Below are 24,670 nucleotides of genomic sequence, written 5' to 3' on the forward strand. Positions count from 1 at the left end.
TGCGATGATAGCTACCAATAATAGTAATGCGGTTTGCTCCAGCCGTTACTGTGGCCTCGTATTGACCTCCAGCATCCAGATCCGTCCGCCGCGGTCGATGCCATAATCGTAACCCAGCTGCCCGATCCCCGGGAAGCGACTCTCCAGCAGCGCCGTGGACGTACGGGTCAAGTGGCGCATCTGGCTTTTCTTGGGGCCGACGAGACGCCCCGACAGCGATCTGGCGATGCCTTGACCGGCCGTCACCCGCGTGCCTCCTCTGCAGAGATTGGTGACGAAAAGCCCCCTGCGCGCCACGCGTCCGACCATCGCCCTGATTTGCCAGCCCGCTTCCGTCTTCACGTGCTTGACCCGGTAGTCGATCGGCCTTCCGGCGACCGTGGCCAGTCGGATGCCGCGCTGAATCAGGTACGCGCGTCTTCCCTTGAGCCTGCCGAGATGTGCGCAGAGCCCCGCGAACGTACCGAAAGAACGGACCCTGCTTTTCGCATGAACCTGATACCCCGCACCGACCCGCGTAGCCTTGATGAGGCCGTGTCCTCCTGCACCGCGGACGGGCTTCAGAACGACCATGCCGTAACGATGCAGCATCGTCCTCAAATTCCCCGTGCTGTATCTTCTCGTAGGCGGGATGTGACGCGCCACATAGCCGTTCGTCATAAGCGCCGTCGTTTTAAGCCATTTGCTCGCCAGCATGCGTCCGTTCTGCTGATGCATGCGCCAGTCCTCCTTTTATCCGATATATAACCAGCATACTCGGACATCCGCGCACCGTCTTGGATGAATGGACATGGCAACCCGCCCTTTTGTCGGCAGGCGGCGGGGGGCGCCCAACCTGCCCTTTTACCCACATTCGATTGTGAATAAAACACCTATATGCTGTGGACAAACGTAAAATTCTCAATCGCAGCGCTGTGGGAAAGCTGAACAACTTTATTCACAGCATGAGCGACGCCCCTTCTCCACGCCTTGACCGCTTCGCATCTGGTATCATAGGGAGACATATTGCCTGCCGTACGGCAGCGATCAGAAGAGGAGTCTAATCCGATGAGCGCATCCTTCACGCGCCAGACCGTCCGTTCGCTCTGCGGCCGCATCGCCTACGAGAGCGGTCTGGCCTATGCCCGCGCCGGCAAAGTTACCTTCGCCGCATACGACGACGAAGCCTGCGTCTACGAGGCGGTCGTCCAGGGGAGCGGAAGATCCGTATACGAGGCGAACATCCGGATCTCGCAGGCGGGAGACATCGCCGCCTCCTGCACCTGTCCCTCCCTGGCTTCTTACGATAAATATTGCAACCATATCGCAGCCGCCCTGCTGCGGATCATCGAGCATCGGCTGGCGGGAAGCGTCCCGGAATCCGCCAGGAGTGCGAGATCCGGTCGCGGCGACGCGGAGGGGGACGGCCCGCATGAAGGGCTGGCCGCCAAAATGATCGGGCTGTTCGCTTCCAAGCCCGTCTCGCGCAGCGGCGCGCGCAAACGGTTCGAGACGCGCGAGCAGTTGTCGGTCGGCTTCGTCTGCCTTCCGCTTGACGACGGCCACGAGCTTGCGCTCGGCATCGAAGCGCGCATCGGCGCCGGGTCGGGGCGGATGCATGCGGTCAAGCAGATCGGCGGCTGGCTCGACAGCGTCGAACGCGGCGAATCTTATCCGATCGCCAGGACGTTCGCATACGACCCGGAGCTACACTGCTTTTCGGAGACCGACGATGAGATCATTCGGGAGCTCGTACGCATCAACCGCGGCGATGTCGCGTTCGTACGGTCGCCTTCGGGATTAAGCGGCGCGCGCAGCCAGCGGACGCTTCGGATTCCGCCGGAGGACTGGGAGGCGCTGTACGCGCTGCTCTGCCGGGCCTCGGACGTCTCTCTGCAGACGGGCGAGCGCCTGCTGCCGGGCTTGCCGTCGGCCGAGGGGCCGCTGCCCGTGCGCTACGAGATCGATTACGATCCGTTCGACGCGGACGGCGGCTGCCTGTTGGACGTCCGCGGTCTCGAGTCGGTCACCGTACTGGAGGCATACGGGCTCGTGCTGACGGAGGACGGGCTCGTCAAGCTGCCTCGGGCTTCCTGCACGCAGTTGGCGCAGCTCCAGCGCATGCTGCCGACGGCGGCCGCGGCAGAGCAGGCTGCCGGGCGGGCGACTGAACGGGGGGCTGAGCAGGGGGCTACGTGGGGAACAGCGCGGGAGGGTAAGACGATGGCGAGCGACGCGAGGCAGGTTCGCATTCCGCGCGCGCAGGCGGACGGCTTCATGGAACGCGTCGTGCCGGGGCTGATGCGACTCGGCAGCGTGAAGATCGCCGAAGCCGTGTCGGACAAGATCGTCCGCGAGCCGCTTAAGGCCAAGCTGTACCTGGATCGCGTGCGCGACCGGCTGCTGGCAGGCCTGGAGTTCCATTACGGCTCCGTCGTCATCAATCCGCTGGAGGCTGCCGGCGCCAAGCGTTCGGACGACGGCCCGATCCTCGTTCGGGACGGCGAGCGCGAGCGGCGCATCCTCGAGCTTATGGACGGCAGCGCCTTCGTCCGCACCGAAGCCGGTTACGTGATGGGCGGCGACGAGGAAGGCGAGTTCGAATTTCTGTACCGGGTGCTCCCGCTGCTCGAACCGCTGCTCGGCGTCTATGCGACGGCCGCGGTCCGCATCCGCCTGCTCCCCGATCCTGTTGTCGTCAAGGTATCGGCCGATACGGACCAGCGAACCGACTGGCTCGAATTCAAATTCGACATCGCCGGAATTCCGGAGGCCGAGATCAAGTCGCTCCTGCAGGCGCTCGTGGAGAAGCGCGCTTATTACCGCATGACCGGCGGCGCGCTCGTGCCGCTTGACGGCCAGGACTTCGCAGAGGTTAACAGGCTGCTCGACGCGACGGGAATGCTGCCTTCGGAGCTTAAGGACGGGAAGCTGCGATTGCCGCTCGTCCGCGGCCTCCATCTGCTCGAGCCGGAAGGCGGCGCGGTCGTGAAGCATGGGCGTGCGTTGCGGGGACTGCTCGACGACCTGCGACATCCGGATCAAGCCGCGTTCGCCTTTGCCCCGGTCGCGCTCGTCGGCACGCTCCGGGATTACCAACTCTACGGCTATCAATGGATGCGCACTTTGGCCCACTACCGCTTCGGCGGCATTCTGGCGGACGATATGGGTCTTGGCAAAACGGTGCAGAGCATCGCATTTGTCGCCTCCATGCTGCCTGTCATGCGCGAGCGCGGCCAGCCGGCGCTTATCGTCTGCCCCGCCTCGCTCATGTACAACTGGCAGAGCGAGCTGCGCAAGTTCGCGCCGGATATCAGGTGCCGCATCGCCGACGGCGCTAAAAATGAACGAGCGGAAGCGTTGGCGAATGCGTCCCGTTATGACGCGATCGTCGTCTCCTATCCGCTGCTGCGCAAGGATATCCAGCTGTATGCGGGCCTGACGTTCCACACGCTCATCCTCGACGAGGCGCAGGCGGTCAAAAACGAGACGACCCAGACGGCCCAAGCCGTCAAGCGAATCGTCGCAGAGCAGCGCTTCGCGCTGACAGGCACGCCGATCGAGAACGCGCTGGACGAGCTTCGCTCCATTGCCGGCGCGGTATTTCCGGGCTTGTTCCCGGGGCGGCGCGCGTTCTCCGAGCTGTCCCGCGAGGAAGTGTCGGACCGCATCCGTCCGTTCGTGCTGCGGCGTCTCAAGTCGGACGTGCTGCGCGAGCTACCCGACAAGATCGAGTCGGTCATCGCCTCCGAGCTGCTGCCTGCACAGAAGAAGCTGTACGCGGCCTATCTGGCCAAGCTTAGGACCGAGACGCTGAAGCATTTGGATCAGGATACGCTGGACCGCAACCGGATCCGCATCCTGGCGGGCATCACGCGGCTGCGCCAGCTCTGCTGCCATCCGGCGCTCTTCGTCGAAGACTACGCCGGGGGCTCAGCTAAGCTTGAGCAGCTGCTCGAGCTGCTGGACGATTGCCGCAGCGCAGGCAGACGCGCACTCGTCTTTTCCCAGTTCACGTCGATGCTGGCCATGATTCGGCAGGAGCTCGCCGCGCGCGGCATGACCCATTTCTACCTGGACGGCGACACGCCGGCAGCGGAACGGGTGGAGCTGTGCGACAGGTTCAACGCGGGGGAGCGCGAGCTATTCCTTGCTTCGCTCAAGGCGGGGGGCACGGGACTTAATCTGACCGGGGCCGATACGGTTATCCTCTACGACCTCTGGTGGAACCCCGCGGTGGAGCAGCAGGCGGCTGACCGGGTGCACCGGATCGGCCAGCAGCGCGCCGTGCAGGTCATCCGTCTCGTGGCCCAGGGAACCGTGGAGGACAAGATGACCGAGCTGCAGCAGCGCAAGCGCCACCTGATCGATGAGGTCATCCGCCCGGGGACGGAGTCGCTGTCTGCGCTCAGCGAGGCGGATATACGGGAGCTGCTGTCGATCGGGGCGGACTAGACTGGTCTTGCGCCGGCAGGGACGAGCGTGCTGGCGCTTATTTGCAGGCTATTGCAGAGCTTCTATTAAGATGTTAGGAGAGAAAGCCATGCCTAAAATTCAATGCACTTGCGGAAACATTCTTCGTATGGGGGATATCCCATGCAGGATACAGTATATGTTTATATCCGATACTGATTTCGACCAATTACAAGGAGCAGTTGACGCTCAAGAGACTTCATCTTTTCAAGGGCATAAAACTTAGCCGGGAATACGTCATATACGAATATAATGTGGACCTCCAAGTCGGCACTTGCAAATGCGGGAGCACGGATATCGAACAATACATTGTTTACACAGATAAAGAGCTTGATAAGTATACCCTTGATCGAAATTTCATCCGGGAAATGCCACTGCCTGAAAGGTCCGTTTGGTCGTGTAAGTCATGTCAGAGCGTGTACGTGCATGATCAGCAGGCATCCAGCGTAACAGGTTATAAACTTCACTTGGAAGTATAAAAACTGCGTGATTCGGAGTAAGTACACTTTATACGCCCTATCCGTCCGTACATTCAAGGGGGGAGAGTAGATATGTTATTTAAAAAACGGAATTACGATAAACTAACTGTCACAGTGGTTGCGAATGTAAGCAAAAAATATATGAATGTGTCCAAACACAAGCGCGTGCTCGCATCAGAGATACAAGAAAGCGTTTATCTTTTTGTCAATGAAACCAAGATCAATGAAGATTCCGACGAAGTGTTCGTGATCTCGGAGTTTTTTAATTCTCTTGCGGCCGACGGGAAATTCCCTATGTTTACGTGCTCCTGCGGCGTTTTTGGTTGCGGCGGGTTTTATATCGATGTCCATCATAAGAGAAAAAGCGTAACTTGGGTTACCGAGCAATCCACTAATAAAAAGCATTTATTTACAAGTGAAAACATTCGCTTCGTCGCCGAGGAGATAATCCGCAAACTATCCGAAGTGAATGACTTAAGAATAAAAAATAATCTGAAAGCTAACTACGACATTCAATTTTTTACATCACAGCTTGAATTATTTACTCAACAAACCAGACGGTAATAAAGATAGATTATCGGCAAGACGAACAGCGATCAAACTGCATGCTATAAAAGTCTCCTCTTATCCTCTGCTTATCTCAACCCCGAATAAGTTACAATATGTGGTAATATTGGGCTTAGCACTGCTAATCACTCTAGATCATGGAGATGAGCCTTTGCTGCCAGCCCTAATCGATAAGGAATTTAAAAATGTTCGTACAGGCTAGAGGTGAAAACGATGAGGATGCGGAAATGTTTAATCGTGTTTTTCAGTATCTTTTTATTAGTAGGGTGTCCAGGATATGCGGATTATGAGTACGATCTTCCTAATGATTATAAATTGAACAGGAACTCTGCGCATGAAATATTCATCGCCCCATCTGAAGGGTGGCGCATTGAGAATGAAATCATACCTGCAAAAGTAGTCGAACTGGCTTGGAATAGCAAATATGTCGTAGCTAAGCAACTTGGATTGAAATATGAAAAAGACAATTGTTCGTACCAGGTTCCCGATCAATCAAAAGTTTACTACTGGATACTTGATACCGAAACAAAAAATCGGTTAGGACCATTCGACTTTAACAATTTCAACGTTGAATCTAAACGACTCCACATCGATAACTTGAAATTAAAGGACGTTGAGTCATATAGAACGAATATTTAAAGAAAAAAACCTTCCATACTGTATGTTGTCGTCAACACCCAGCATAGAAGGTCGAATTTTACAGCCCGCAAATTCAGTATTTCAAAATCAAACTGCCTCGGCAGCTTATTAAATACCAAATCCCTTAATCAGCACTCGCCAGCCGCAGCAGGCTTGCCCGCGTCGGTCGCCGTGCGGAAGCTGGAACCGCAGCCGCAGGTAGCGGTCGCGTTCGGGTTAAATATGGTGAAGCCGCCGCCGAGACCCGACTCTTTCCAGTCGATCTCGAGACCGTTCAGGTACTTCGCGCTGTCCTGGTCGACGACGACCTTCAGGTCGCGGATGTCGAGCACGCTGTCGTCCTCGTGCTGTTCGTCGTCGAAGCCCATTCCGTATGAGAAGCCCGTGCAACCGCCCTCTTGCACGCCGACGCGCAGGAACAATCCTTCGTTTTCCTCTGCTGCGAGCATTTCTTGTATTTTCTGACCGGCCGCCTCAGTGATCTGAATCATGTACGGTCCCTCCTGACGTATAAAAACAGTAATCGAACTGACTACAGTATACTCCTCTCCGCCGGTTCTCTCAAGAGGAGCGGACGTCCTCGGGCCATCGCCGCCTGTGCTATACTTAGCTAAAAGTCCTTAGGAACGGAGCTGAGCCGTATGACAGCGTTCACCGAAGACGAGTATTATGACGAGAAGTTTAATGACCTACAGTTGGCAAATGAAGAACTTTCGTCCGTACGCTTCTACGACTGCACCTTCAGGAACTGCGACTTTAGCGAGGCTGCGTTAAGAGCGTGCAAGTTCTCCGGTTGTACCTTCGAGAACTGCAATCTGAATTTCATCAAGGTGACGGACAGCGAGTTCGTGGACGTCTCGTTCGTCAAATGCAAGGTCGTCGGCGTCAACTGGACCGAGGCCGATTGGCCGCGAACGGCGGGACGTCGCATGCTTAGTTTTAACCAATGCACGATCAGCCACTCAACTTTTATCGGACTGAAGCTGCCCGGCTGCGCGATCGTCGATTGCATGGCCAAAAACGCCGACTTCAGAGAAGCCGAGCTCGCCGATACGAGCTTCGCCGGCTCCGATCTCACGGAGAGCCTGTTCGGAGATACGACGCTGACCGGCGCCGACTTCACCCGGGCCACAGGTTACGCGATCAATCCGACGCAGAACCGCATCCAAAAGGCCAAGTTTATGCTGCCGGAAGCGACTTCGCTGCTGTATAACATGGACATCGAGATTGTGGACTGAGCATGAGCTGTATGTGCGCTCATACACCTCGGCATGCGCCTTTACTATGTGATTGACTTGGGCGGAGAGTCCTCGCGTTCGTGCACCATTATGGTGCACGATGCGTATCTCAGCGCGACTGAGGCGGGGCATCGCATCCTTAACGCTTTCGCCTGGGCCGAGCCCATCTCGATTCAAGCAAAAAACCGGGCGCTCACGCGAGCGCACTGAAGAACCACGGGTTTTCTCGAGCTTTACAAAAGGTTGATCTAAAAAAGACATCTGTTCTCGTTTTTGAGGGCAGATGTCTTCTATTTTTGCGCGATTTGGAGACAGGGGCTGGTTCTATTCAGTCCGTTAATTTTAGTATTCGCTTTAGGTTTACGGCAAATATGGCCATGGCACCTTGCAATTGCATGCCAAGCAGACCCGAGGATGTGGCGACATCGTACCTGTGTCCATGCTTCAGTTCGCTATTCTTTGCTTCGATTTTGTAGCGTTCCTTCGCTTTTGCTTTGAAGTTTTCCGTCTCTTGAAATGCCATTTGTTCCGAATGCACGTCGGATTTCATGCTTACGGAGTACGTTTTGTGTTTGGCTCCCTCTTTGTAGCAGCCTTCCTTTAGCGGGCATTGCTTACAGACCTCTACGTTGAAATAGTAAGTGTCCACCTGGTTTTTCCCTACGTCCTTCTTGCCTTGGCGAGCTTTACGGGTCGCCATATGACCAGCCTTGCATACGTACATACCCGCATCTTTGTTGAACAGGAATTCGTCTTCCTTCTTTCGGCCGCCTTGCGTAATGAGCGGATTGAGCTTCGATACGAGTTCCATCTCATTTTTCTTAGCGTAGGTCAGGTTGTCCTTTTCGGAGTACGCAGTATCGCCGATGACCGTTTTGACTTGCATGCCGGCCGCTTGGCTTTTCTCGATCAAGGTTTGCAATTGCTTGCCGTCGTTTTTCTCTCCGGTTGTAATCACCGCCGCCGTAATGATGCGTTCCTCTGTCATCGCCAAATGCGTCTTGTAGCCAAAAAAATGCCGAGTCTGCGCTCTTATGTCCCACGCGTGCATCCGGATCGGCCGCAATACGAAGCTGCTCCACATCGTCCTCCACGGTCTCTTTGAGGAGGTTCAGCGGTTCCGTCACCTTCGGCACTTGCGCAACACCGGATTCCGTTTCGATAAAGGTGATGAGCTTGTTGCAATAGGCGATCTCGTCCTCAAGCACATCGCTTGTGTTTTTGGTCGGCATGCGGTCCTTGACCGATTCGTCCATGGCATACACGGCTTTTCGCAGCTTCTTGGCCCGATCCTGAAGGATTTCCCGCGGCGACTTTTGGTTATAACGCGCTTTCGTATGGGTGGCGTCTACGATGATGGAGGTACTTTTTAGAATCTCCTTTTCGATGGCAAGGGCAACCGTTTTGCCGATGAGCATGTCCAGCAGGTTCATGTCCTTGAGACGCAGCTTACGGAACTTCGTCAAGGAGCTCGACTCGATGACCGGATCTTCCGGCGCCATATCCAGAAAAAACTTGAAAGACAAGTCATAACGTGAACGCTCCACCAGGTCGACGTCCGACAGCTCAAATATGGCTTTAAGCAACAGATATTTAAACATGCGGATGGGATCGATGGCGTTGCGGCCATTGTTTAGGCAGTACTTCTCTTTAAGTTCCTCGTATATGAAAGTGAAATCCACCATTTCATGGATCTGCCGCAGCAGGTTGTCCTTGGGGATTAGCATGTCGTACAGCTTGGCGTATGGACTAAGCATTAGCGATTGTTGTTGCCGAATCATTCGCTCACCCGCTCTCCGTGATGCCTTGATTATAAACGGAAAAAGGTACAATCTCCTCAATTTCTTGAGTGATTGTACCTTTCTGGTTAAAGGGACTTTTTCAGTGCCCCTGCTCACGCGCCCGGTTCTTCGTCCTTCCATTCGGCCAAGGCGGCCGCCGGCATCTGGATTGCCTTGAGCTCGATCCGGCAGCGGAAGCTGCCAGCCTCGTTGCCCAGAAAATCCGCGAGTCTGCGGAACACCATCGCGAGCTCCGGCCCGCTCGACTCGGTGTCGATGCCGTAGCGGAACTGGTCCGCCGGCAATCCTTTGACGCGCCTCTCGTCTCCCTGTTGGGCATCCGCATCCCGCGTGCGCTTCCACTCCTTGGTCGGCTCGAACTTATCGGTCCGGCGCACGAGCTGCTCATATATCTGATGCTTGCGAAGCCACATATAATATTGAATCGGGTTGTTCAGCCCCCAAGCTTGCGTCAGATCTTTGATCGTGTAGGTTGCGCGGTATTGTTGCAGCGTTGCGATCATGTCGGATTGCTCAAGCTGCTCCAATTCCTGAAGCGGCAGAACATCGGGTTTCGTCATTCTTATTGGCTCCCTTTTATTCGATTGATCTTCTAATACAGTACCATAATTTGTTTATTATTCAAGGTCATTCCCACTTTTCGGATGAAATATACCTGCCTGTTATGTATTGCCCTGTACTCTGCGGAGGCTTATAATGCTAATAGTGTGTTGAAACAGGTTTTTTATCTTTTTCTTATGTTCCTTTTTTCACAAACTATTGCTCGAACTCGCCGTGCCATCCATGGCAGGCGTGTCTATCCTATTCCATCCGGAGGAGGTCATGTTCTCCATGACACTCATAACGACGCATCCCGACCGGCGCATGGCGGAGATTGCCGACAAAGTTCGTTCCGGCGCGAGGCTGTCTCTCGAAGACGGCGTCCACCTGTATCGATCCGAAGATCTGCTCACGATCGGCCAGCTGGCCAACGAAGTCAACCTGAAGAAGAACGGCAAAAAAGTTTATTTTACCGAGACCATGAGCCTTTATTTCACCAACGTATGCGAATCCCATTGCGCCTTCTGCAGCTTCCGCAAGGACCAGGGCGAAGAGGGCTCATATACGCTATCGCCGGAGGAAATGTTCGCCTACGTCGATCAGCACATTACCCCGACGGCCAGAGAATTCCACATCGTCGGCGGTCATAACCCGCATGTCCCTTTCGAATACTACGTAGAATCGATCCGCGCGCTCAAGGAGCGCTACCCGCAGGTGACGATCAAGGCCTATACGGCCGCGGAGATCGATTTTTACTCCCGCATCTCGGGTCTCTCCTACCGCGATGTGCTCAAGCGCCTGATGGACGTCGGCCTCGAGTCGCTCACCGGCGGCGGAGCGGAGATCTTGTCGGATCAATACCGGGACAAGATGCGTGTCGAAAAGGCGGGCATTTCCGAATACATCGAAGTCCACCGTACCGCGCACCAGCTCGGCATGCGGACGCCGACGACAATGCTGTACGGCCCTGTCGAATCGGTCGAGGAACGCGTGCAGCACATCCTGCAGCTGCGCGAGCTACAGGATGAGACGGGTGGTTTCCAGGTATTCATCCCGCTGTCCATGCAGCCGACGAGCCCGAAGGCGGGCATCCGCCGCCGCAACTCGGCGTTTGACGATCTCAAAGCGATCGCGATCGGCCGGCTGATGCTGGACAACTTCCAGCACGTCAAGGCCTACTTCATTAATATCGGGACGCAGCTCACGCAAGTGGCGCTCACGATGGGCGCTTCGGACGCCCACGGGACGATCGTGAAGGAACGTATCAGTCATGCGGCAGGCGCGCTTACGCCGGCAGGCATTACGCGGGAAGACCTGGTTTGGCTCATTAAGGGAGCGGGTAGAATCCCGGTAGAACGCGATACGCTTTACAACGAAGTCAAGGTCTACGAATAGAAGGAGTCGTTTTACGTGAGCAATATTGTCATTTTAGGCGGCGGCTATGGCGGCCTGACGCTCGTGAACGAACTGATCGAGGAGAAGCTTCCCTCGGACGTCCGGATCCTGCTGGTCGACCGCATGCCGTTCCAGGGACTAAAAACCGAATATTATGCGCTCGCCGCCGGTACGTCGTCAGACCTGGATATTCGCGTCGAATATCCGAAGCACCCTCAGCTCGAAATCATACATGGCGAAGTGACGGATATCTCCCCGGCCGATCGCCGCGTCAACTTCGTGGAGCGCGATCCGCTGACCTACGATTATCTGGTGCTCGCGCTCGGCTGCACGGATAACTATCACGGCATTGAAGGCGCCGCGGAATTCGCATGCAGCATTCAATCTCTCGCAGCCACGCGCAGGACTTACCAGATGCTGAACAATACGGCGCCGTACGGACAAATCTCGATTATCGGCGGCGGGCTTAGCGGTGTCGAAGTGGCCGCCGAGCTGCGCGAGAGCCGTCCCGACCTCAATATCCGCATGGTGGACCGCGGTCCGAGCGTCATGTCCGGATTCCCGGGCAAGCTCCAATCGTTCGTCGCCGACTGGTTCCGCGAGCACAACGTCGAGATGCTGTCCCATATCACGACGACGAGCATCGGCGAAGGCGTCATCCATACGGCGACGGGCGACATCGCGTCGGACGTGACCGTATGGACGGCGGGCATCCAGCCCGTCGAGCTCATCCAGCGGCTCGATTATGCCAAGGACAAGGCCGGTCGCCTCGTCGTGAACGAGTATCACGAGATGCCGGACGCGCCGAACGTGTTCGTCATCGGCGACTGCTCGAGCCAGCCGTTCTCGCCGAGCGCGCAGCTCGCCCAAGCGCAGGGCAAGCAGGTCGCGCACGTGCTGTCGGCGCGCGTGCACGGCAAGGGCATCCATCTGCCCAAGATCAGACTGCGCGGGACGCTCGGATCCCTCGGCAAAAAGTCCGGCTTCGGCATCATGGGCCATACGCCGATCATGGGGCGCGTGCCGCGCATGCTGAAGAGCGGCGTGCTCTGGAAGAGCCGCCGCCACTTCGGCTAACCGAACCGTCGGGAAATCGGCCAAGCAGTCAGAGATCGTCCAGCAGCTTGTCGAGCGCCTTGCGGTGCTCGTCCTGGCTGCCCAGCTCCTCCATGATCGCGTCGTACAACGCCTCCGCCGTCTCGGCGACGACCGTCTCGCCGTTCACCATCACGTATGGAGATAGGTAGCATTCGCCGCAATTGCCCAGGCAGCCGTATTCGATCGTCTCCATGTCAGGCAGCCGGTTCAGCTTGTCGATCAGCCGATCGGTGCCGTGATGCACGTTACTGACACAAAATTCAACGATATTCATCGCCATTCTCCTTTCTCGGAGACATCCATTTTAATCGCGCGCAATTTGTATTATAATAAGCTGAAGAAGGGAGTGGATGATTGTGAGTGACAACGTTCAAGAAGCAACGAAGTACGACGAGGTGCTCGAAGTGCTCGACAAGTTGCGCCCGTTCCTGCAGCGCGACGGCGGCGACGTCGAACTGGTCGACGTAGAGGACGGCATCGTCAAGCTTCGCTTGATGGGCGCTTGCGGCAGCTGCCCGAGCTCCACGATCACGCTGAAGGCCGGCATCGAGCGCGCTCTGCTCGAGGAAGTCGAAGGCATCGAGGAAGTCGTACAAGTATTCTAATATCCCTTACGGGAACGTTCGAAGCCCTGCACGTCCGGCCAAGCGCCGGCGGTGCGGGGCTTCTTTTTTCATTCGTCCTTGGCGCGACGCACGTTGCTCTTAATCGGATCCAGGCCGCCGGACACGTCGATCGTGTTGCCCGTAACGAAGTCCGATTCCGGCAGGCACAGGAAGCCGATGACGCGCGCTACGTCTTCGCCGGTACCGGGCCTGCCGCGCGGGGACTCCTCGTCCAATACGCTTGCGGCGTCCGCGATGCCCTTCTCCTTGAAGCTGCCCCGAATGTCGCCGGGGCAAATCATATTGACCGTGATTCCGTTCGCCGCTTCCTCGACGGCAAGCGTCTTGGTGAAGGATACGAGCCCGACTTTGGCTGCCGCGTAGACGGCCCGGTGCGGCCAGGATCTGGCCTCGGCCGCATGACCGAAGCCGAAGTGAAGGATGCGCCCCCAACCTCGCTCGCGCATGCCTGGCAGCACCTGAAGATCCATATGCATCGTGCCGACCAGATTGCCGTTCATCAGGAAGTCGATCTCCTCGGCCGAGTAGTCGGCGAACAGCTTGCGCTTGCGGATGAACGGTCCAGCGCTGTTGACGAGGATGTCGACACCGCCGAGCTGCTCCTCCACGGTCCGCACCAGCCGCTCCGCGTCCTCGGCCTTGGCGATGTCGGCCTGCACGGCGACGGCTCGCCTGCCCATGGCCTCGATCTCCTCGCAGACGCGAAGCGCCTCTTCTCGGCTGTTCACGTAATTCACGGCCACGTCGCAGCCGAGCCCGGCCAGCTCGAGCGCGGTCCGCCTGCCGAGCCCCTTGGCGCTGCCCGTGACCAGCGCCGTCCTGCCTGCCAGCTTCAACGTCTCCACAACGAATCGCTCCTTAGGCGTGATGCGCCTGTTTCTTGGCCTTTTTGCACATATGGTTGAAAACGAGCGCGAGCGTAAGATATACGAGCTCCCAGCCCTCGTTCAGGTCGTTCATGTTCTCGTCGATGTTCTCAAGGTGCGGCTGCTCGCGCCTTACGTTCAACACCTGCAGCAGGTCGTCCTGGAGTTCCGCGTTCATCTGATGGATCTCCATGTTGCGTCTTCTGCGCAGCCTTCCCATCGTCTCGCGCCGCGGCTCGTACACGGCCTCAAGCTTCTCGGCCAGATCGGGATGGAGCCCGTTGTGGCGCATATTGCGAAGCACCGTAAAAAAGGAAAAGTGGTTCTCCATCCGATTTTCCGTATCGAGTCCCAAATACTCGTTCATCAGCGTGCCGAGTTTGTCCAATACCGAGAACAGGCGAATGAACGCATTTTTATCGAAGTAGATATGATTGTAATAATTGAGCCGGTCCTCCGGCGTCATCTCCTCAAAGGAGGTCACGTTCAGCAGCTTGGCGAACCGGAGCGCCGCATAGCGGCTCGACTCCAACTCGTCCAGCGAGCGCAGCAAGCCCTCGGTCCAGATCTGGTACTTGCGGATCCGCGCCGCTTCGATCGAATCCCCATCCCCTTGCTCCTGCATCAGCAGCGCAAACCGTTCCATCGCATCGATCGTATTCCGAACCGGCCCTCCCCAATCGTAAGGGGGTTCGCCGAATAAAGCTCGCAGCATAAAGGCCTCCAACCGGCGCGGCATATGTCGAATCGCAAAAGAAATCGCGCCAATCGCCTATTTCTTCATTGTACCGCATGAGCGATCCTGTGCTCAAGGGAACGGATAAGACCGAAAAGGCTATCGCCTTCTCAAAGAGAATAAGCGATAGCCTTTAATGAAAATGGCGTTACTGTATTAAATCAAAATTAAATCAAACCCGACTTTTGCAGCAGCCGCTGAATCAGGGTCGCCACTTCGGCGCGGGAAACGTTGGCTTTGGGCATCAGCTTGTCGCCTTGTCCGGCGACAAGACCCGCATTTACAGTGCTTGCTATGCTATCCAGCGACCATGCGCCTGCCTCCGAAGCATCCGCAAATGCGCCCAGCGCGCCTGCCGTATCTGTATTTCCTGCGCGATTGGCCAGCCCCGTCAGCTTCATAGCTTTGGCGATGATCGTCATTGCCTGCTCGCGGGTGAGCTTGTCGTTCGGACGGAACGTACCGTCCGGGTAACCCGAGATCAATCCGTATGAAGACGCCGTCCGAATCGCATCTGCATACCAGGCGTCGGAGGAGACGTCCAGGTACGAAGCCGTTCCTTCGCCCAGCGGAAGCCCGAGTCCGCGTACGACGATCGCTGCGAACTCCGCACGGGTCATGTCTGCATTCGGGGCGAACGTCGTATCGTTTATACCGTTGATTACTAGGCGAGAACCCAGGTCGTTAATTGCGTCCTTCGCCCAGTGCATCTCTGCGTCAGCAAAGGTCAAGGGATGCCAGACGACCACGTAGGCACTATTGGTCAGGCTGTTGATTTTGGCGACATATCGTCCATCTTCAACCGCCACCTTGGTAGGTACATGGCGGATCGAACCGTTTTCCCCGATGACGACACCGGTCGTAATACGATTCGGGTCGACGCCTTCGGGCAGATCGATCGTACGCTCCACGTAGCCGTTGAAGCGATCGACAATCGTTCTTTTGTCCGCGACGGTCGCAGAAATGGTAAATTCGACTGCCGGCGAAATGAACTGCGCATCTCCGGCGCTCGTTGCGGGAACGGTGTCCAGCATCTCTATTTTGACCCGGACGACGATATAGCTCAAGGATATGCCTGCTTCAAAATGAGCAGCCAGCGCGCCTACGTCGATTCGGCTAGCGGGCAGCCGGTAGCCGGTGCCTTCAGAACGAATTTCCAGCACGGCTTCCTTATCCGCCATGTTGCGGATCAGCTGTGCATTTAGCTCGCCCGTTACGATGCCGGATCCGTTTTGAACGGGGATCGTCAAAACATAACCGTTCGACTTGGAAGCCAGCAGCGCTTCTAATTTGGCCGGATCCAATTGAACGACCGTCGACTTTTTGGAACCGGTTGTCGTAACGATAGCTTTAGCCACGCCGTTTTGCGGAGAGCCGTTGACCAATACGGTCGTTCCGGGATCCGGCTGTTGGGCTTCTGTAGGAATCGTTGGAACGGTCGCCTGGCGAACATTTTCAGCAGACACCGTGACGTCGGCCCAGGCGACGATCTTGCCGTTCGCATCCACCTCGGCGATGAACAGGTGTTGACCCGCCGTCACCGGGATATCGCTACTTGCCGTCAGCGTGTCCGCGTAGCCTGCGGCAGCAGCGTCCGTGCCTTCCACCGGGTGCGCCTTGTCGCCCGCTGCACCGATGACGACTTTCAGCGTGTGGCCGCCGCCCACGCTTGGCACCGACGTCGTCTGCGTCGTGCCGACTGTGCTGCCCGGCGCCCACGCAAAGTCGTTTGCGTTTAGCGTCGGTACGGCGCCTGGCGCTTGCTTGATATTTGCCGCCGTCACCGTCACGTCGGCCCAAGCAACGATCTTGCCACTCGCGTCTACCTTGGCGATGAACAGATGCTGGCCCGCCGTGACTGCGATATCGCTGCTTGCCGTCAGCGTGTCCGCGTAGCCTGCGGTAGCAGCGTCCGTGCCTTCGACCGGGTGCGCCTTGTCGCCTGCTGCGCCGACGATGACCTTCAGCGTGTGGCCGCCGCCCACGCTTGGCAATGCGGTCGTCTGCGTCGTGCCGACTGTGCTGCCCGGCGCCCACGCGAAGTCGTTTGCGTTTAGCGTCGGTACGGCTCCCGGCGCTTGCTTGATATTCGCCGCCAGCACCGTCACGTCGGCCCAGGCGACGATCTTGCCGCTCGCATCCACCTCGGCGATGAACAGGTGCTGACCCGCCGTCACCGGGATATCGACGCTTGCCGTCAGCGTGTCCGCGTAGCCTGCGGAAGTAGCGTCCGTGCCTTCGACCGGGTGCGTCTTGTCGCCCGCTGCGCCGATGACGACCTTCAGCGTATGGCCGGTTCCCACGCTTGGCAGTGTCGTCGTCTGCGTCGTGCCGACCGTACTGCCCGGCGCCCACGCAAAGTCGCTTGCGTTGAGCGTCGGCACCGCTCCAGGCGCTTGCTTGATATTTGCGGTAGACACCGTGACGTCGGCCCAAGCAACGATCTTGCCGGCTGCGTCAACCTCGGCAATGAACAGATGCTGGCTTGCCGTCACTGCAATATCGCCACTTGCCGTCAGCGTGTCCGCATAGCCTGCGGTGGCAGCGTCCGTGCCTTCGACCGGGTGCGCCTTGTCGCCCCCCGCGCCGACGATGACCTTCAGCGTGTGGCCGCTGCCCACGCTTGGCACCGACGTCGTCTGCGTCGTGCCGACCGTGCTGCCCGGCGCCCAAGCGAATTCGCTTGCGTTCAACGTCGGGACTGCTCCCGGCGCTTGCTTGATATTCTCTGCCAGCACCGTAATATCGGTCCACGCGACGATTTGGCCGCTCGCGTTAACCTCGGCGACGAACAAATGCTGGCCCGCCGTAACTCCGATATCGCCGCTTGTAGTCAGCGTGTCCGCGTAGCCTGCGGTAGCCGCGTCCGTGCCTACTACCGGGTGCGCCTTGTCGCCCGCTGCGCCGACGATGACCTTCAGCGTGTGACCGCTGCCCACGCTTGGCACCGACGTCGTCTGCGTCGTGCCCACCGCGTTGCCCGGTGCCCACGCGAAGTCTTCCGGCTCCAGGAAAGGCACCATCGCCGGTGCTTGCCTGACATTCGCCGCCAGCACCGTAATGTCGACCCAAGCAACGATCTCGCCGGTTGCGTCTACTTCGGCGATGAAAAGATGCTGATTCGCCGCTACCGGAATATTTTCGTTTGCCGTCAATGTGGACACGTAGGCTTGCGCTTCAGCGTTCGTGCCTGCTAAGGGGTGCGTCTCCCCGCCCTCTGCGCCCACGATAAACTTCAGGGTATGACCGCTATCTATGCTTGGCAGCGCTGTCGCCTGCGTCGAGCCGACCGCACTGCCCTGCGCCCACGCAAAATCGTCCGCCTCCAATAAAGGCACCGGTATCGGCGACGGCGTCGTGTCCGAGACCTCGATAGAAACGACCGGAGCGGTTCCCGCGCTCATAACGAGCTTAATCGTATGCATACCGTTGTTCAGACCGCTCAACGAAGATTTCTTTAAGGTTACCGTGATTCCGTCTACCGTATAATCTTCGTCCGACGTCAGCACTGTCTGATCGACATAAACGTCCGTCAGCGTATTGCCGTTCGCCGTGAGCGTCAAGGCGACATCGGCCTGATTCGCCGGGTTTTTATCGAACGTTGCTGTGGACGGCGTAACCGTAGAATTTTTGATAGGAACCATGATCTTGCGAATGAGCGAATTGCTGTAATCCGCAACGACCATATTGCCGGCAGCGTCGAACGCTAGCCCTTGCGGCCCATAGAAGCTGGTCTGGAGCGGGCTCTTGCCGTCTCCATTAAAGCCGGCCGTACCCGTACCCGCATAAGTCGTGATCTTGCCGGTCGAGTCTACCTTACGGATAACGTTATTGCCGCTGTCCGCGATATACACATTGCCTTTTGAATCGGCAACCATCTCATATGGCATATTCAGCGTTGCATTTACCGCGAGACCGTTATCGCCCGAATAGCCTTGGCTGCCCGTTCCTGCAAAGCCGTTTATTTTTCCGTCCGTACCGATCTTGCGCACTTTGCTGTTAAATGGCGAGGCTGCTGATACATATATATTGCCGACGCCGTCGATCGCCAATCTCGAGGCCATCCCGAGACCGGCATCGGTCGCGCTTCCACCATCGCCGCTCACGTTGAGAGAACCGTTGCCCGCTACCGTAGTGATGATCCCGCCGGCATCGATCTTGCGAATACGGCCATCGCTACCGTCAAGCACATAGTAGTTACCTGCCGTATCGAATACGATATCGCTCGGCGACTTGAACTGGGCGGACAGCGCCGATCCGCCGTCTCCGGAATATCCGAATGTCCCGTTGCCGGCCACCGTCGTGATCGTCCCGTCAAGCGCTATTTTGCGGATTCGATAATTGTAGCTATCGGTCACATACAGATTGCCTTGGGCATCAAAAGCCAATCCTTTCGGCGATTTAAGTTGAGCGGCACTAGCTGGCCCGCCGTCGCCGGAGAATCCCGATGTGCCGTTTCCCGCATAGGTGGTGATTTGTCCGGCCAAATCCACTTTTCGGATTCGATAGCTATCGGTCTCGGAGAAATATAGGTTTCCTGCCGAATCGTACGCGATCTCGGAAGGATAGTTCAGTTGCGCGTCCAACGCGCCTCCCCCGTCTCCTGAAAACCGCGAACTGCCGTTACCGGCATATGTCGAGATAATCCCGGCACTGTTCACCATGCGAAAAACCTTGTTGTTATTATCCGCGATAAACAGTGACCCGTTACCATCTATGGCAACATCGCCCGGATAATTGAATTTGGCGGCTGTCGCCAATCCGCCGTCTCCTGAATAACCGGTACTTCCGTCGCCGGCGTAAGTGCTGATCTTTTGCGTGCTTTTGTTCACCAAGCGAACCACGCCGCTTGAGCCGTCCGTAATAAACAAATTGCTCGCCGAGTCAAGCGTCAGGAAGGTGGGAGATTTCAGCTTGGCCGATGTCGCCGCGCCTCCGTCGCCCGAATATCCGTAGACGTTGGAACCTGCGTAGTTGCTGATCACACCGTTTGTCACTTTGCGTACCACATTGTTGCTCAGGTCGGCGATATAAAGATTGCCTGCGCTGTCCACGGCCACGTCGTTGGGAGATTGAAGCTTGGCAGCCGTCGCCTGCCCGCCGTTGCCCGAGAAGCCGCTCACGCCCGTACCTGCCACGGTTGAAATTTTTCCCGAGGTGTTCACTTTCCTCACTCTGTTGTTGCCGCTTTCCGCAATATACAGATTGCCGGAACCGTCCACGGCGATGCCCATAGGACTTAGTTTAGTGGCCGTCGCAGTCAGGTTCTCGCCGTCATAGCCGGTTGTGCCGTTCCCTGCAACCGTCGTGATAATGCCGCCCGGCGTCAACTTGCGCACCACGTGGTTATAGCTGTCCACGATGTAGAGATTGCCCGCGCTGTCCAGCTCGAGGTTCAACGGTCCGTTTAATCTTGCGGACGTCGCCGGCCCTCCGTCACCCGTATATCCGGCATACCCGTCTCCGGCGACGATCGTCTGAAGGCCTGTCGACTTATCGACCTTACGTATAACATGGTTAAAATAATCCGCCAAATATACACTTTGGTTGTTAACGGCGACACCGCCAGGGCTTAGGCCCACGCTTGTCACGATCGTGCCGCTCTTCCCGGCGCCGCCCGAGCCTGCCACAGTCTGCACGAAGAGATCGGGCGCGGCATAGGCCCGCAACGAGTCTCCTCCTTGCCAATTGCCGACCAGCGACACGGCTGTCGCCAACAGAAGGGCAAGCCACCTTTTTGCGTTCTTTTTTGCTGCCATGATTCCGCCTCCGCTTGAGTTGTTTGCAATGAAGCCGCACATGACTTCAGTCTAGCAATCGCCTCTAAGCGGATTCTGTACAGAAATTCGACAATTATCGACAAATTTATAAAAAGCGTGCATGCAGCTGTTCATATTTGGTTCGAACGGCTAAGGTCGGTTCGATTCGCAGCTCCTCGCGGCAGGCCGCGCAGTAGTCAATGAAGCAAGTTTCCATAGCCGATTTATCGTTCAGCTCGCACCATACTTCCATGGCCAGTAGACATAGCTCCTCACTGAACGGATTTCGTTCCTTGATTGCGGATAGCCGAGCCGCAGCTTGGTCGAAACGGCCGGAGCTCACCTCATAGGCAGCCGTCTTCATTGACAGGTGCATATAGCCGTCGGCCAGCCTGGTTCTTGCGCTTCTCAACCATTCAAAGTCGAGATCGGCCATATAATCGCCGCGGTACAGCAAGAGGACGTTCTCGTAATAAGGAAGCGTACTCTCCTCGCAAGGGATATCCCGCAACAAAGCCTGTTCAAACTGCGCCGCATCCGCGACGAGTTCCGCTTGCGCCAGCCTGTAGCTTTCCAGCTCGAATTCAATCGTGGCGCCGTTCTCCGATTCTTTCAACAGCTTTCTCAGCTGATAGATCGATGTGTGAAGGTGAGCCACCGGCTTGTCCGCCTCGCCTTCGCCCCAGAGCATCTCCAGCAGATTCTCGCGCGACACCCAGTCCCCCGCATGGAAGAGCGCGGCGAACAACTGCTGCGTTTTCAGCGTACGCCATCTGAGCGGCTTGCCGTCGCGGTCGTAAACCTGAAGCCTGCCCAGGCACCGCACGTTGGGCTGCTCGATCACGCTGACTTCCGGCGGCTTCGGCCTGGCCATGTATTCGGCGTACAGCCGGTCCAGCGTCTTGGCAAGCCGTGCCGGCCGCACCGGCTTCAGCAAATAATCGAACGCCTGCACCTCGAACGCATCGACTGCATAGTCCGCATAGGCCGTGACAAAAACAATCCGGATGTCCGGATCGATCGAGCGGACAACGCCGGCCGCCTCCAGTCCGCTCAGTCCCGGCATGCCAATATCGAGGAACATACAATCCGCCTTCAGATTGGACAAATGGTTAAGCGCATCTGCGGCGGACGTATACGTCCCTGCGATCTGCAAGCGTCCGTCTGCGGCGAGCAGGCGCGCGAGCTGCTGGATCGCCGGCCTCTCGTCGTCCACCAAAATCGTCTTCATCATAACGGCACCTCAAATCGAACAATCGTTCCTTTATTCGGCTCGCTCTTGATCGTCAAGCCTTTACCGTATAGCAGGAGTAGCCGCTTCTGAATATTTCTAAGCCCGACGCCCTGCCGCTCCGCCTTGCCCAAGAGCAGCTTATCGAGCGTCTCTGGCGTCATCCCGACACCGTCGTCGCTCACCTCGACAGTCAGCAGACCCGAGGCCTGTTTTACCCTGACGGAGATCGTTCCGCCTTCCACCTTCTGCATGATGCCGTGCCGCACCGCATTTTCGACGATCGGCTGGATCGTCAACGGCGGAAGCATGGCGCTCATATCGGCATCCGCCGTCATTTCGATTTGCATGCGCTCCTCAAACCTTGCTTTTTCCAGCGCCAGATAGGACTGCACCAATTGCCACTCGTTCCGAAGAGGCGTCAGTCGGTCGCGATTGTGAAAGTTAAAGCTGCCATGCAAATAGTCGCTCAGCTCCATGAGCAGTTCGGTCGTCTTGTCGGGATTGACCGGACTGAACGAGATTGCGGTATTGAGCGCATTGAACAAGAAGTGGGGCTTGATCTGCGCTTGTAAAAAAGCCATTTCCGTCGCTACCGTCGTGCGTATGGAAGACCGAAGCTCAAGCAGCGCCTGCACCCGGATACGCAGCTCGTCCCCATCCACTGGCTTGGCTAGAAAATCGTTGATTCCGGCCGTGAAAGCTTCTCCGGGATCGTTGGGAAGGTTTCTTGCCGTGAGCAGCAGCACCGGAAGCTCGCCCAGCGCGTAGACCTCGCGGATCTTGCGGGTCAGCTCCAGCCCTGACATCTCCGGCATGCTCCAATCCGTTACGACGAGATCGGCGGATTCGCCGGCGGATAGCGACTGCCAGGCTTCAAGCGGATCGCGGAACGTAACGATCCGGTGAAGCGGCGACAGCAGATTTTTCAGGACTTGAAGATTGACGGGGTCGTCGTCGACGATCATGACGTTGCCGCGGATGCCGCCCGCGGCTGTTCGCTCCTGCGCGGTCGGCGCGTCCCCGATGGCGGCAGATAGCGAAGCCGCTTCCGCGGCCGCTGCAACCTCCAGGCTCGCGGAATCCGACAGCTCTTCTCCGTCCAGTTCCCATACGGGCACGGTGAACGCAAAGCATGAACCTTGGCCAGGCTCGGAATCGACGGAGATCGTTCCGCCGCCCAGCTCCACCAGTCTTTTGGAGATGCCTAGGCCAAGCCCTCTACCTGTCGCTCCGCCGTCCGATCCGCCGCCCGGCCGGTAAAATTCAAACAACGAGGCGAGCCGCTCCCGCCTGATGCCAAGCCCCGTATCCTCGATCGCGATACGCACGACATTTCCGACCGTTTCCGCCCCGATTCGAATTTGCCCGCGCGCCGTGAATTTTACGGCATTGCCCAGCAGATTGAACAAAACCTGGCGAAGCCGTTCCTCATCCGCGCGCAGGAGCGGCATGCCCGCCGACAAGGCGCGTACGATCGCCACCGGCTTACCCGCCGTCATCGGCTCGAGAAGGGCGACCACAGCTTGAACGACGGACGGCAAATGCACGGCGGTCGGCCTGTATGAAATCGTATGATGCTCAAGACTTGAAAAATCGAGAATATCGTTGACGAGAAGCGACAGCCGCTTGCCCGCATCGGCGATCATGTCGATCTGGCGGCGCTGTGATTCGTTCAGTTCGCCGGCCGCCCCCTCGGACAGCGAGGAAGCGATATTGATCATACCGTGAAGGGGCGTACGAAGCTCGTGCGAAGTGTGGGCCAAAAATTCGTCTTTGAGCCCGTCGAGCGTCAGCAGGCGGCGCGTCAGCAGTTCGTTGTCCCTGTTGGCTGCAGCCGCCTTGAACGCAACCTGAAGCGCCTGAAAAACGAGGAACAGAAAAAATCCGCACGATACCAGGAAAGAGCTCTGCCGAATGCCGTATGCATCCAGCAGGCTGCCGATCATTGCGATCGACAAGGTTGCGATATTAAGCGCCGCAAGTCCCGAGCTGGGCGCCCGGCGGATCAGGCTGCCGGACAGGACGAGCACCGCGTAGCCCATAAAAGTGACGGACAGCATAAAAACCAGCACGGCCCATTCGCTATGAACGAAGAGATCGGGGACGAATACATCCGCAGCCAGCATCGCCGCCGCCGCCCATTGGCAGACGCGGTTAAACCCGCGGCCGGGCGCGGTCTTTAAAAAGCCGGAAACGTACTGGATCAGCAAAAAATAAAATGCGATGGCGGCGCCGACTTGCAGCCGCAGCACGAGTTCGTAGGGGAGACTGGGCCAGATATCGTCAATCAGCTTTTCGCCGTGCGTGACTACATAGATCAGGGAGCATAGGGACATTCCGCCCATGATAAATAGCGTCCGTGCCTCGTTTTTGCGCAGCAGATAGGAGGACGCAAAAAACAGGATGGCAACGGAGAAGCCCGCGACGGCCAGCCAATCCGCGGTATGCCTCCGCGTGTCGTTGCTTGCGATCGACGCTGCGTCCCCGAACAGCATCGGATAGACGATGCCTCCGGAATAGTAGCTGTAGTTGGATACTTGCACGAGCATCTCGATCGTATCTGCGGAAACGGCGAAGAAGCCGGTATAGGGTACGTTTCGTTCCTTCGCCGTAGCCTTCGTCGCAGCGGGCGATCCGTTGGATCCGATCTCGATGCCATTTACGTATATGCGGTTCGACGAGCGAATGTTGATCGTCTTCACGCCGTACAACCGATCGCTGGGCGGCAGCAGAATGCGCAATCGATAGGTTGCATAGCCGCGCCCCTTCCCGGCGTTCGCGCCAAGCAGCCGATTCCAGTCGCCGGGCACGTCGGCGATACGGCGCTCTGCGGCGTTCGGCAATTCGTTGGAGCCGGGAGACACGAATTGCCCGGGGTACAGCTCCCACTGCCCGCGCAGCGGCACGACGCCATCGGCGTCAAAGTCCCATCGACTCAGATCGAGGATGCCGTCCTGAGCGACCGGAACGTCGGCATCGGCATTTCGCCCGGCTGCCAGCCAGGCCGCTGGCAGAATCAAGATGGCAAGCGCCAGGACGATTAGCGCGGTCTTCTTGTTTTTCATGGCATCTCCCGGTTGTGGTCTTTGCAGTTAAACTTTGTTTCTATCATAACATGCAGTCGCGGCCTGCCGGGCCATGTCGTTAAAAATCGAAGGAGGACGACGTGCAATCGGCGATAGCCGCATAACTTGGTCTTCCTTTTCCCATGCCTTGCGGACTATAATGAAAACTGGCGC

16 protein-coding genes and 1 pseudogene are annotated in these 24,670 nt (G+C 57.4%); 7 read left to right on the top strand and 10 right to left on the bottom strand.

What is annotated here, in order from left to right:
- Positions 1–45: 45 nt before the first annotated feature.
- Positions 46–717 (bottom strand): YheC/YheD family protein, encoded by a 672-nt coding sequence (locus ACFSR7_RS03620; protein ID WP_378159164.1) that lies wholly within the window; start codon positions 715–717, stop codon positions 46–48.
- A 330-nt stretch (positions 718–1,047) separates the two neighbouring features.
- Between ACFSR7_RS03620 and ACFSR7_RS03625 the strand changes: the two genes are divergently transcribed.
- The 3 genes from ACFSR7_RS03625 to ACFSR7_RS03635 all read left to right on the top strand — a co-directional run bounded on the left by ACFSR7_RS03625 (position 1,048) and on the right by ACFSR7_RS03635 (position 6,137).
- On the top strand, positions 1,048–4,434 hold the full coding sequence (locus ACFSR7_RS03625) for a DEAD/DEAH box helicase (RefSeq protein WP_378159166.1): 3,387 nt from the start codon (positions 1,048–1,050) through the stop codon (positions 4,432–4,434).
- Positions 4,435–5,003: 569 nt separating this feature from the next.
- Entirely contained in the window at positions 5,004–5,495 is a 492-nt protein-coding gene (locus tag ACFSR7_RS03630) for a hypothetical protein (RefSeq protein ID WP_378159168.1), read from the top strand.
- A 222-nt stretch (positions 5,496–5,717) separates the two neighbouring features.
- Entirely contained in the window at positions 5,718–6,137 is a 420-nt protein-coding gene (locus ACFSR7_RS03635; protein ID WP_378159573.1) for a DUF3997 domain-containing protein, read from the top strand.
- A 128-nt stretch (positions 6,138–6,265) separates the two neighbouring features.
- On the opposite strand, the gene ACFSR7_RS03640 is transcribed toward ACFSR7_RS03635, so the two are convergent.
- A complete protein-coding gene (locus ACFSR7_RS03640; RefSeq protein WP_378159170.1) occupies positions 6,266–6,628 on the bottom strand; it encodes a HesB/IscA family protein in 363 nt (120 codons plus the stop codon).
- A gap of 150 nt (positions 6,629–6,778) precedes the next feature.
- On the opposite strand from ACFSR7_RS03640, the gene ACFSR7_RS03645 reads away from it, so the two are divergent.
- A complete protein-coding gene (locus ACFSR7_RS03645; protein ID WP_378159172.1) occupies positions 6,779–7,375 on the top strand; it encodes a pentapeptide repeat-containing protein in 597 nt (198 codons plus the stop codon).
- Between the two features lie 328 nt (positions 7,376–7,703).
- Here the strand turns inward: ACFSR7_RS03645 and ACFSR7_RS03650 are convergent.
- Positions 7,704–9,156 (bottom strand): annotated as a pseudogene (locus ACFSR7_RS03650) (IS1182 family transposase).
- A gap of 113 nt (positions 9,157–9,269) precedes the next feature.
- Complete coding sequence (locus tag ACFSR7_RS03655) at positions 9,270–9,737, bottom strand: hypothetical protein (RefSeq protein WP_378159174.1); 468 nt, start codon at positions 9,735–9,737, stop codon at positions 9,270–9,272.
- Positions 9,738–10,008: 271 nt separating this feature from the next.
- On the opposite strand from ACFSR7_RS03655, the gene mqnE reads away from it, so the two are divergent.
- Positions 10,009–11,112, top strand: a complete 1,104-nt coding sequence (gene mqnE / locus ACFSR7_RS03660) for an aminofutalosine synthase MqnE (protein ID WP_378159176.1) — start codon at positions 10,009–10,011, stop codon at positions 11,110–11,112.
- Positions 11,113–11,127: 15 nt separating this feature from the next.
- A complete protein-coding gene (locus ACFSR7_RS03665) occupies positions 11,128–12,189 on the top strand; it encodes an NAD(P)/FAD-dependent oxidoreductase (RefSeq protein ID WP_378159178.1) in 1,062 nt (353 codons plus the stop codon).
- 28 nt (positions 12,190–12,217) lie between these two features.
- On the opposite strand, the gene ACFSR7_RS03670 is transcribed toward ACFSR7_RS03665, so the two are convergent.
- Positions 12,218–12,484 carry a YuzB family protein gene (locus ACFSR7_RS03670; protein WP_378159180.1) on the bottom strand — a complete coding sequence of 89 codons (267 nt, stop codon included), beginning with the start codon at positions 12,482–12,484 and terminating at the stop codon, positions 12,218–12,220.
- Between the two features lie 82 nt (positions 12,485–12,566).
- On the opposite strand from ACFSR7_RS03670, the gene ACFSR7_RS03675 reads away from it, so the two are divergent.
- Positions 12,567–12,815, top strand: a complete 249-nt coding sequence (locus tag ACFSR7_RS03675) for a NifU family protein (RefSeq protein WP_090111072.1) — start codon at positions 12,567–12,569, stop codon at positions 12,813–12,815.
- 68 nt (positions 12,816–12,883) lie between these two features.
- Here ACFSR7_RS03675 and ACFSR7_RS03680 read toward each other — a convergent pair whose 3' ends face one another.
- The 5 genes from ACFSR7_RS03680 to ACFSR7_RS03700 all read right to left on the bottom strand — a co-directional run bounded on the left by ACFSR7_RS03680 (position 12,884) and on the right by ACFSR7_RS03700 (position 24,496).
- Positions 12,884–13,666, bottom strand: a complete 783-nt coding sequence (locus ACFSR7_RS03680; protein ID WP_378159574.1) for an SDR family oxidoreductase — start codon at positions 13,664–13,666, stop codon at positions 12,884–12,886.
- A gap of 28 nt (positions 13,667–13,694) precedes the next feature.
- Complete coding sequence (locus ACFSR7_RS03685) at positions 13,695–14,417, bottom strand: Cthe_2314 family HEPN domain-containing protein (protein WP_378159182.1); 723 nt, start codon at positions 14,415–14,417, stop codon at positions 13,695–13,697.
- Between the two features lie 188 nt (positions 14,418–14,605).
- Positions 14,606–20,197 (bottom strand): NHL domain-containing protein, encoded by a 5,592-nt coding sequence (locus tag ACFSR7_RS03690; protein WP_378159183.1) that lies wholly within the window; start codon positions 20,195–20,197, stop codon positions 14,606–14,608.
- 106 nt (positions 20,198–20,303) lie between these two features.
- A complete protein-coding gene (locus tag ACFSR7_RS03695) occupies positions 20,304–21,428 on the bottom strand; it encodes a response regulator (RefSeq protein WP_378159185.1) in 1,125 nt (374 codons plus the stop codon).
- Positions 21,428–24,496, bottom strand: a complete 3,069-nt coding sequence (locus ACFSR7_RS03700) for an ATP-binding protein (protein WP_378159187.1) — start codon at positions 24,494–24,496, stop codon at positions 21,428–21,430. Before ACFSR7_RS03700 ends, ACFSR7_RS03695 begins: the two co-directional genes overlap by 1 nt.
- Positions 24,497–24,670 lie beyond the last annotated feature (174 nt).

Origin of the sequence: Cohnella sp. GCM10020058 (genome assembly GCF_042683485.1) — a bacterium.
In the GTDB taxonomy this organism is placed as follows: domain Bacteria; phylum Bacillota; class Bacilli; order Paenibacillales; family Paenibacillaceae; genus Cohnella.

Bases quoted from the DNA above. Each gene is read 5' to 3' on its own strand.
- ACFSR7_RS03620 (WP_378159164.1), bottom strand. From the start codon at position 717: ATGCATCAGCAGAACGGACGCATGCTGGCGAGCAAATGGCTTAAAACG.
- ACFSR7_RS03625 (WP_378159166.1), top strand. From the start codon at position 1,048: ATGAGCGCATCCTTCACGCGCCAGACCGTCCGTTCGCTCTGCGGCCGC.
- ACFSR7_RS03630 (WP_378159168.1), top strand. From the start codon at position 5,004: ATGTTATTTAAAAAACGGAATTACGATAAACTAACTGTCACAGTGGTT.
- ACFSR7_RS03635 (WP_378159573.1), top strand. From the start codon at position 5,718: ATGCGGAAATGTTTAATCGTGTTTTTCAGTATCTTTTTATTAGTAGGG.
- ACFSR7_RS03640 (WP_378159170.1), bottom strand. From the start codon at position 6,628: ATGATTCAGATCACTGAGGCGGCCGGTCAGAAAATACAAGAAATGCTC.
- ACFSR7_RS03645 (WP_378159172.1), top strand. From the start codon at position 6,779: ATGACAGCGTTCACCGAAGACGAGTATTATGACGAGAAGTTTAATGAC.
- ACFSR7_RS03655 (WP_378159174.1), bottom strand. From the start codon at position 9,737: ATGACGAAACCCGATGTTCTGCCGCTTCAGGAATTGGAGCAGCTTGAG.
- mqnE (WP_378159176.1), top strand. From the start codon at position 10,009: ATGACACTCATAACGACGCATCCCGACCGGCGCATGGCGGAGATTGCC.
- ACFSR7_RS03670 (WP_378159180.1), bottom strand. From the start codon at position 12,484: ATGAATATCGTTGAATTTTGTGTCAGTAACGTGCATCACGGCACCGAT.
- ACFSR7_RS03685 (WP_378159182.1), bottom strand. From the start codon at position 14,417: ATGCTGCGAGCTTTATTCGGCGAACCCCCTTACGATTGGGGAGGGCCG.
- ACFSR7_RS03690 (WP_378159183.1), bottom strand. From the start codon at position 20,197: ATGGCAGCAAAAAAGAACGCAAAAAGGTGGCTTGCCCTTCTGTTGGCG.
- ACFSR7_RS03695 (WP_378159185.1), bottom strand. From the start codon at position 21,428: ATGAAGACGATTTTGGTGGACGACGAGAGGCCGGCGATCCAGCAGCTC.
- ACFSR7_RS03700 (WP_378159187.1), bottom strand. From the start codon at position 24,496: ATGAAAAACAAGAAGACCGCGCTAATCGTCCTGGCGCTTGCCATCTTG.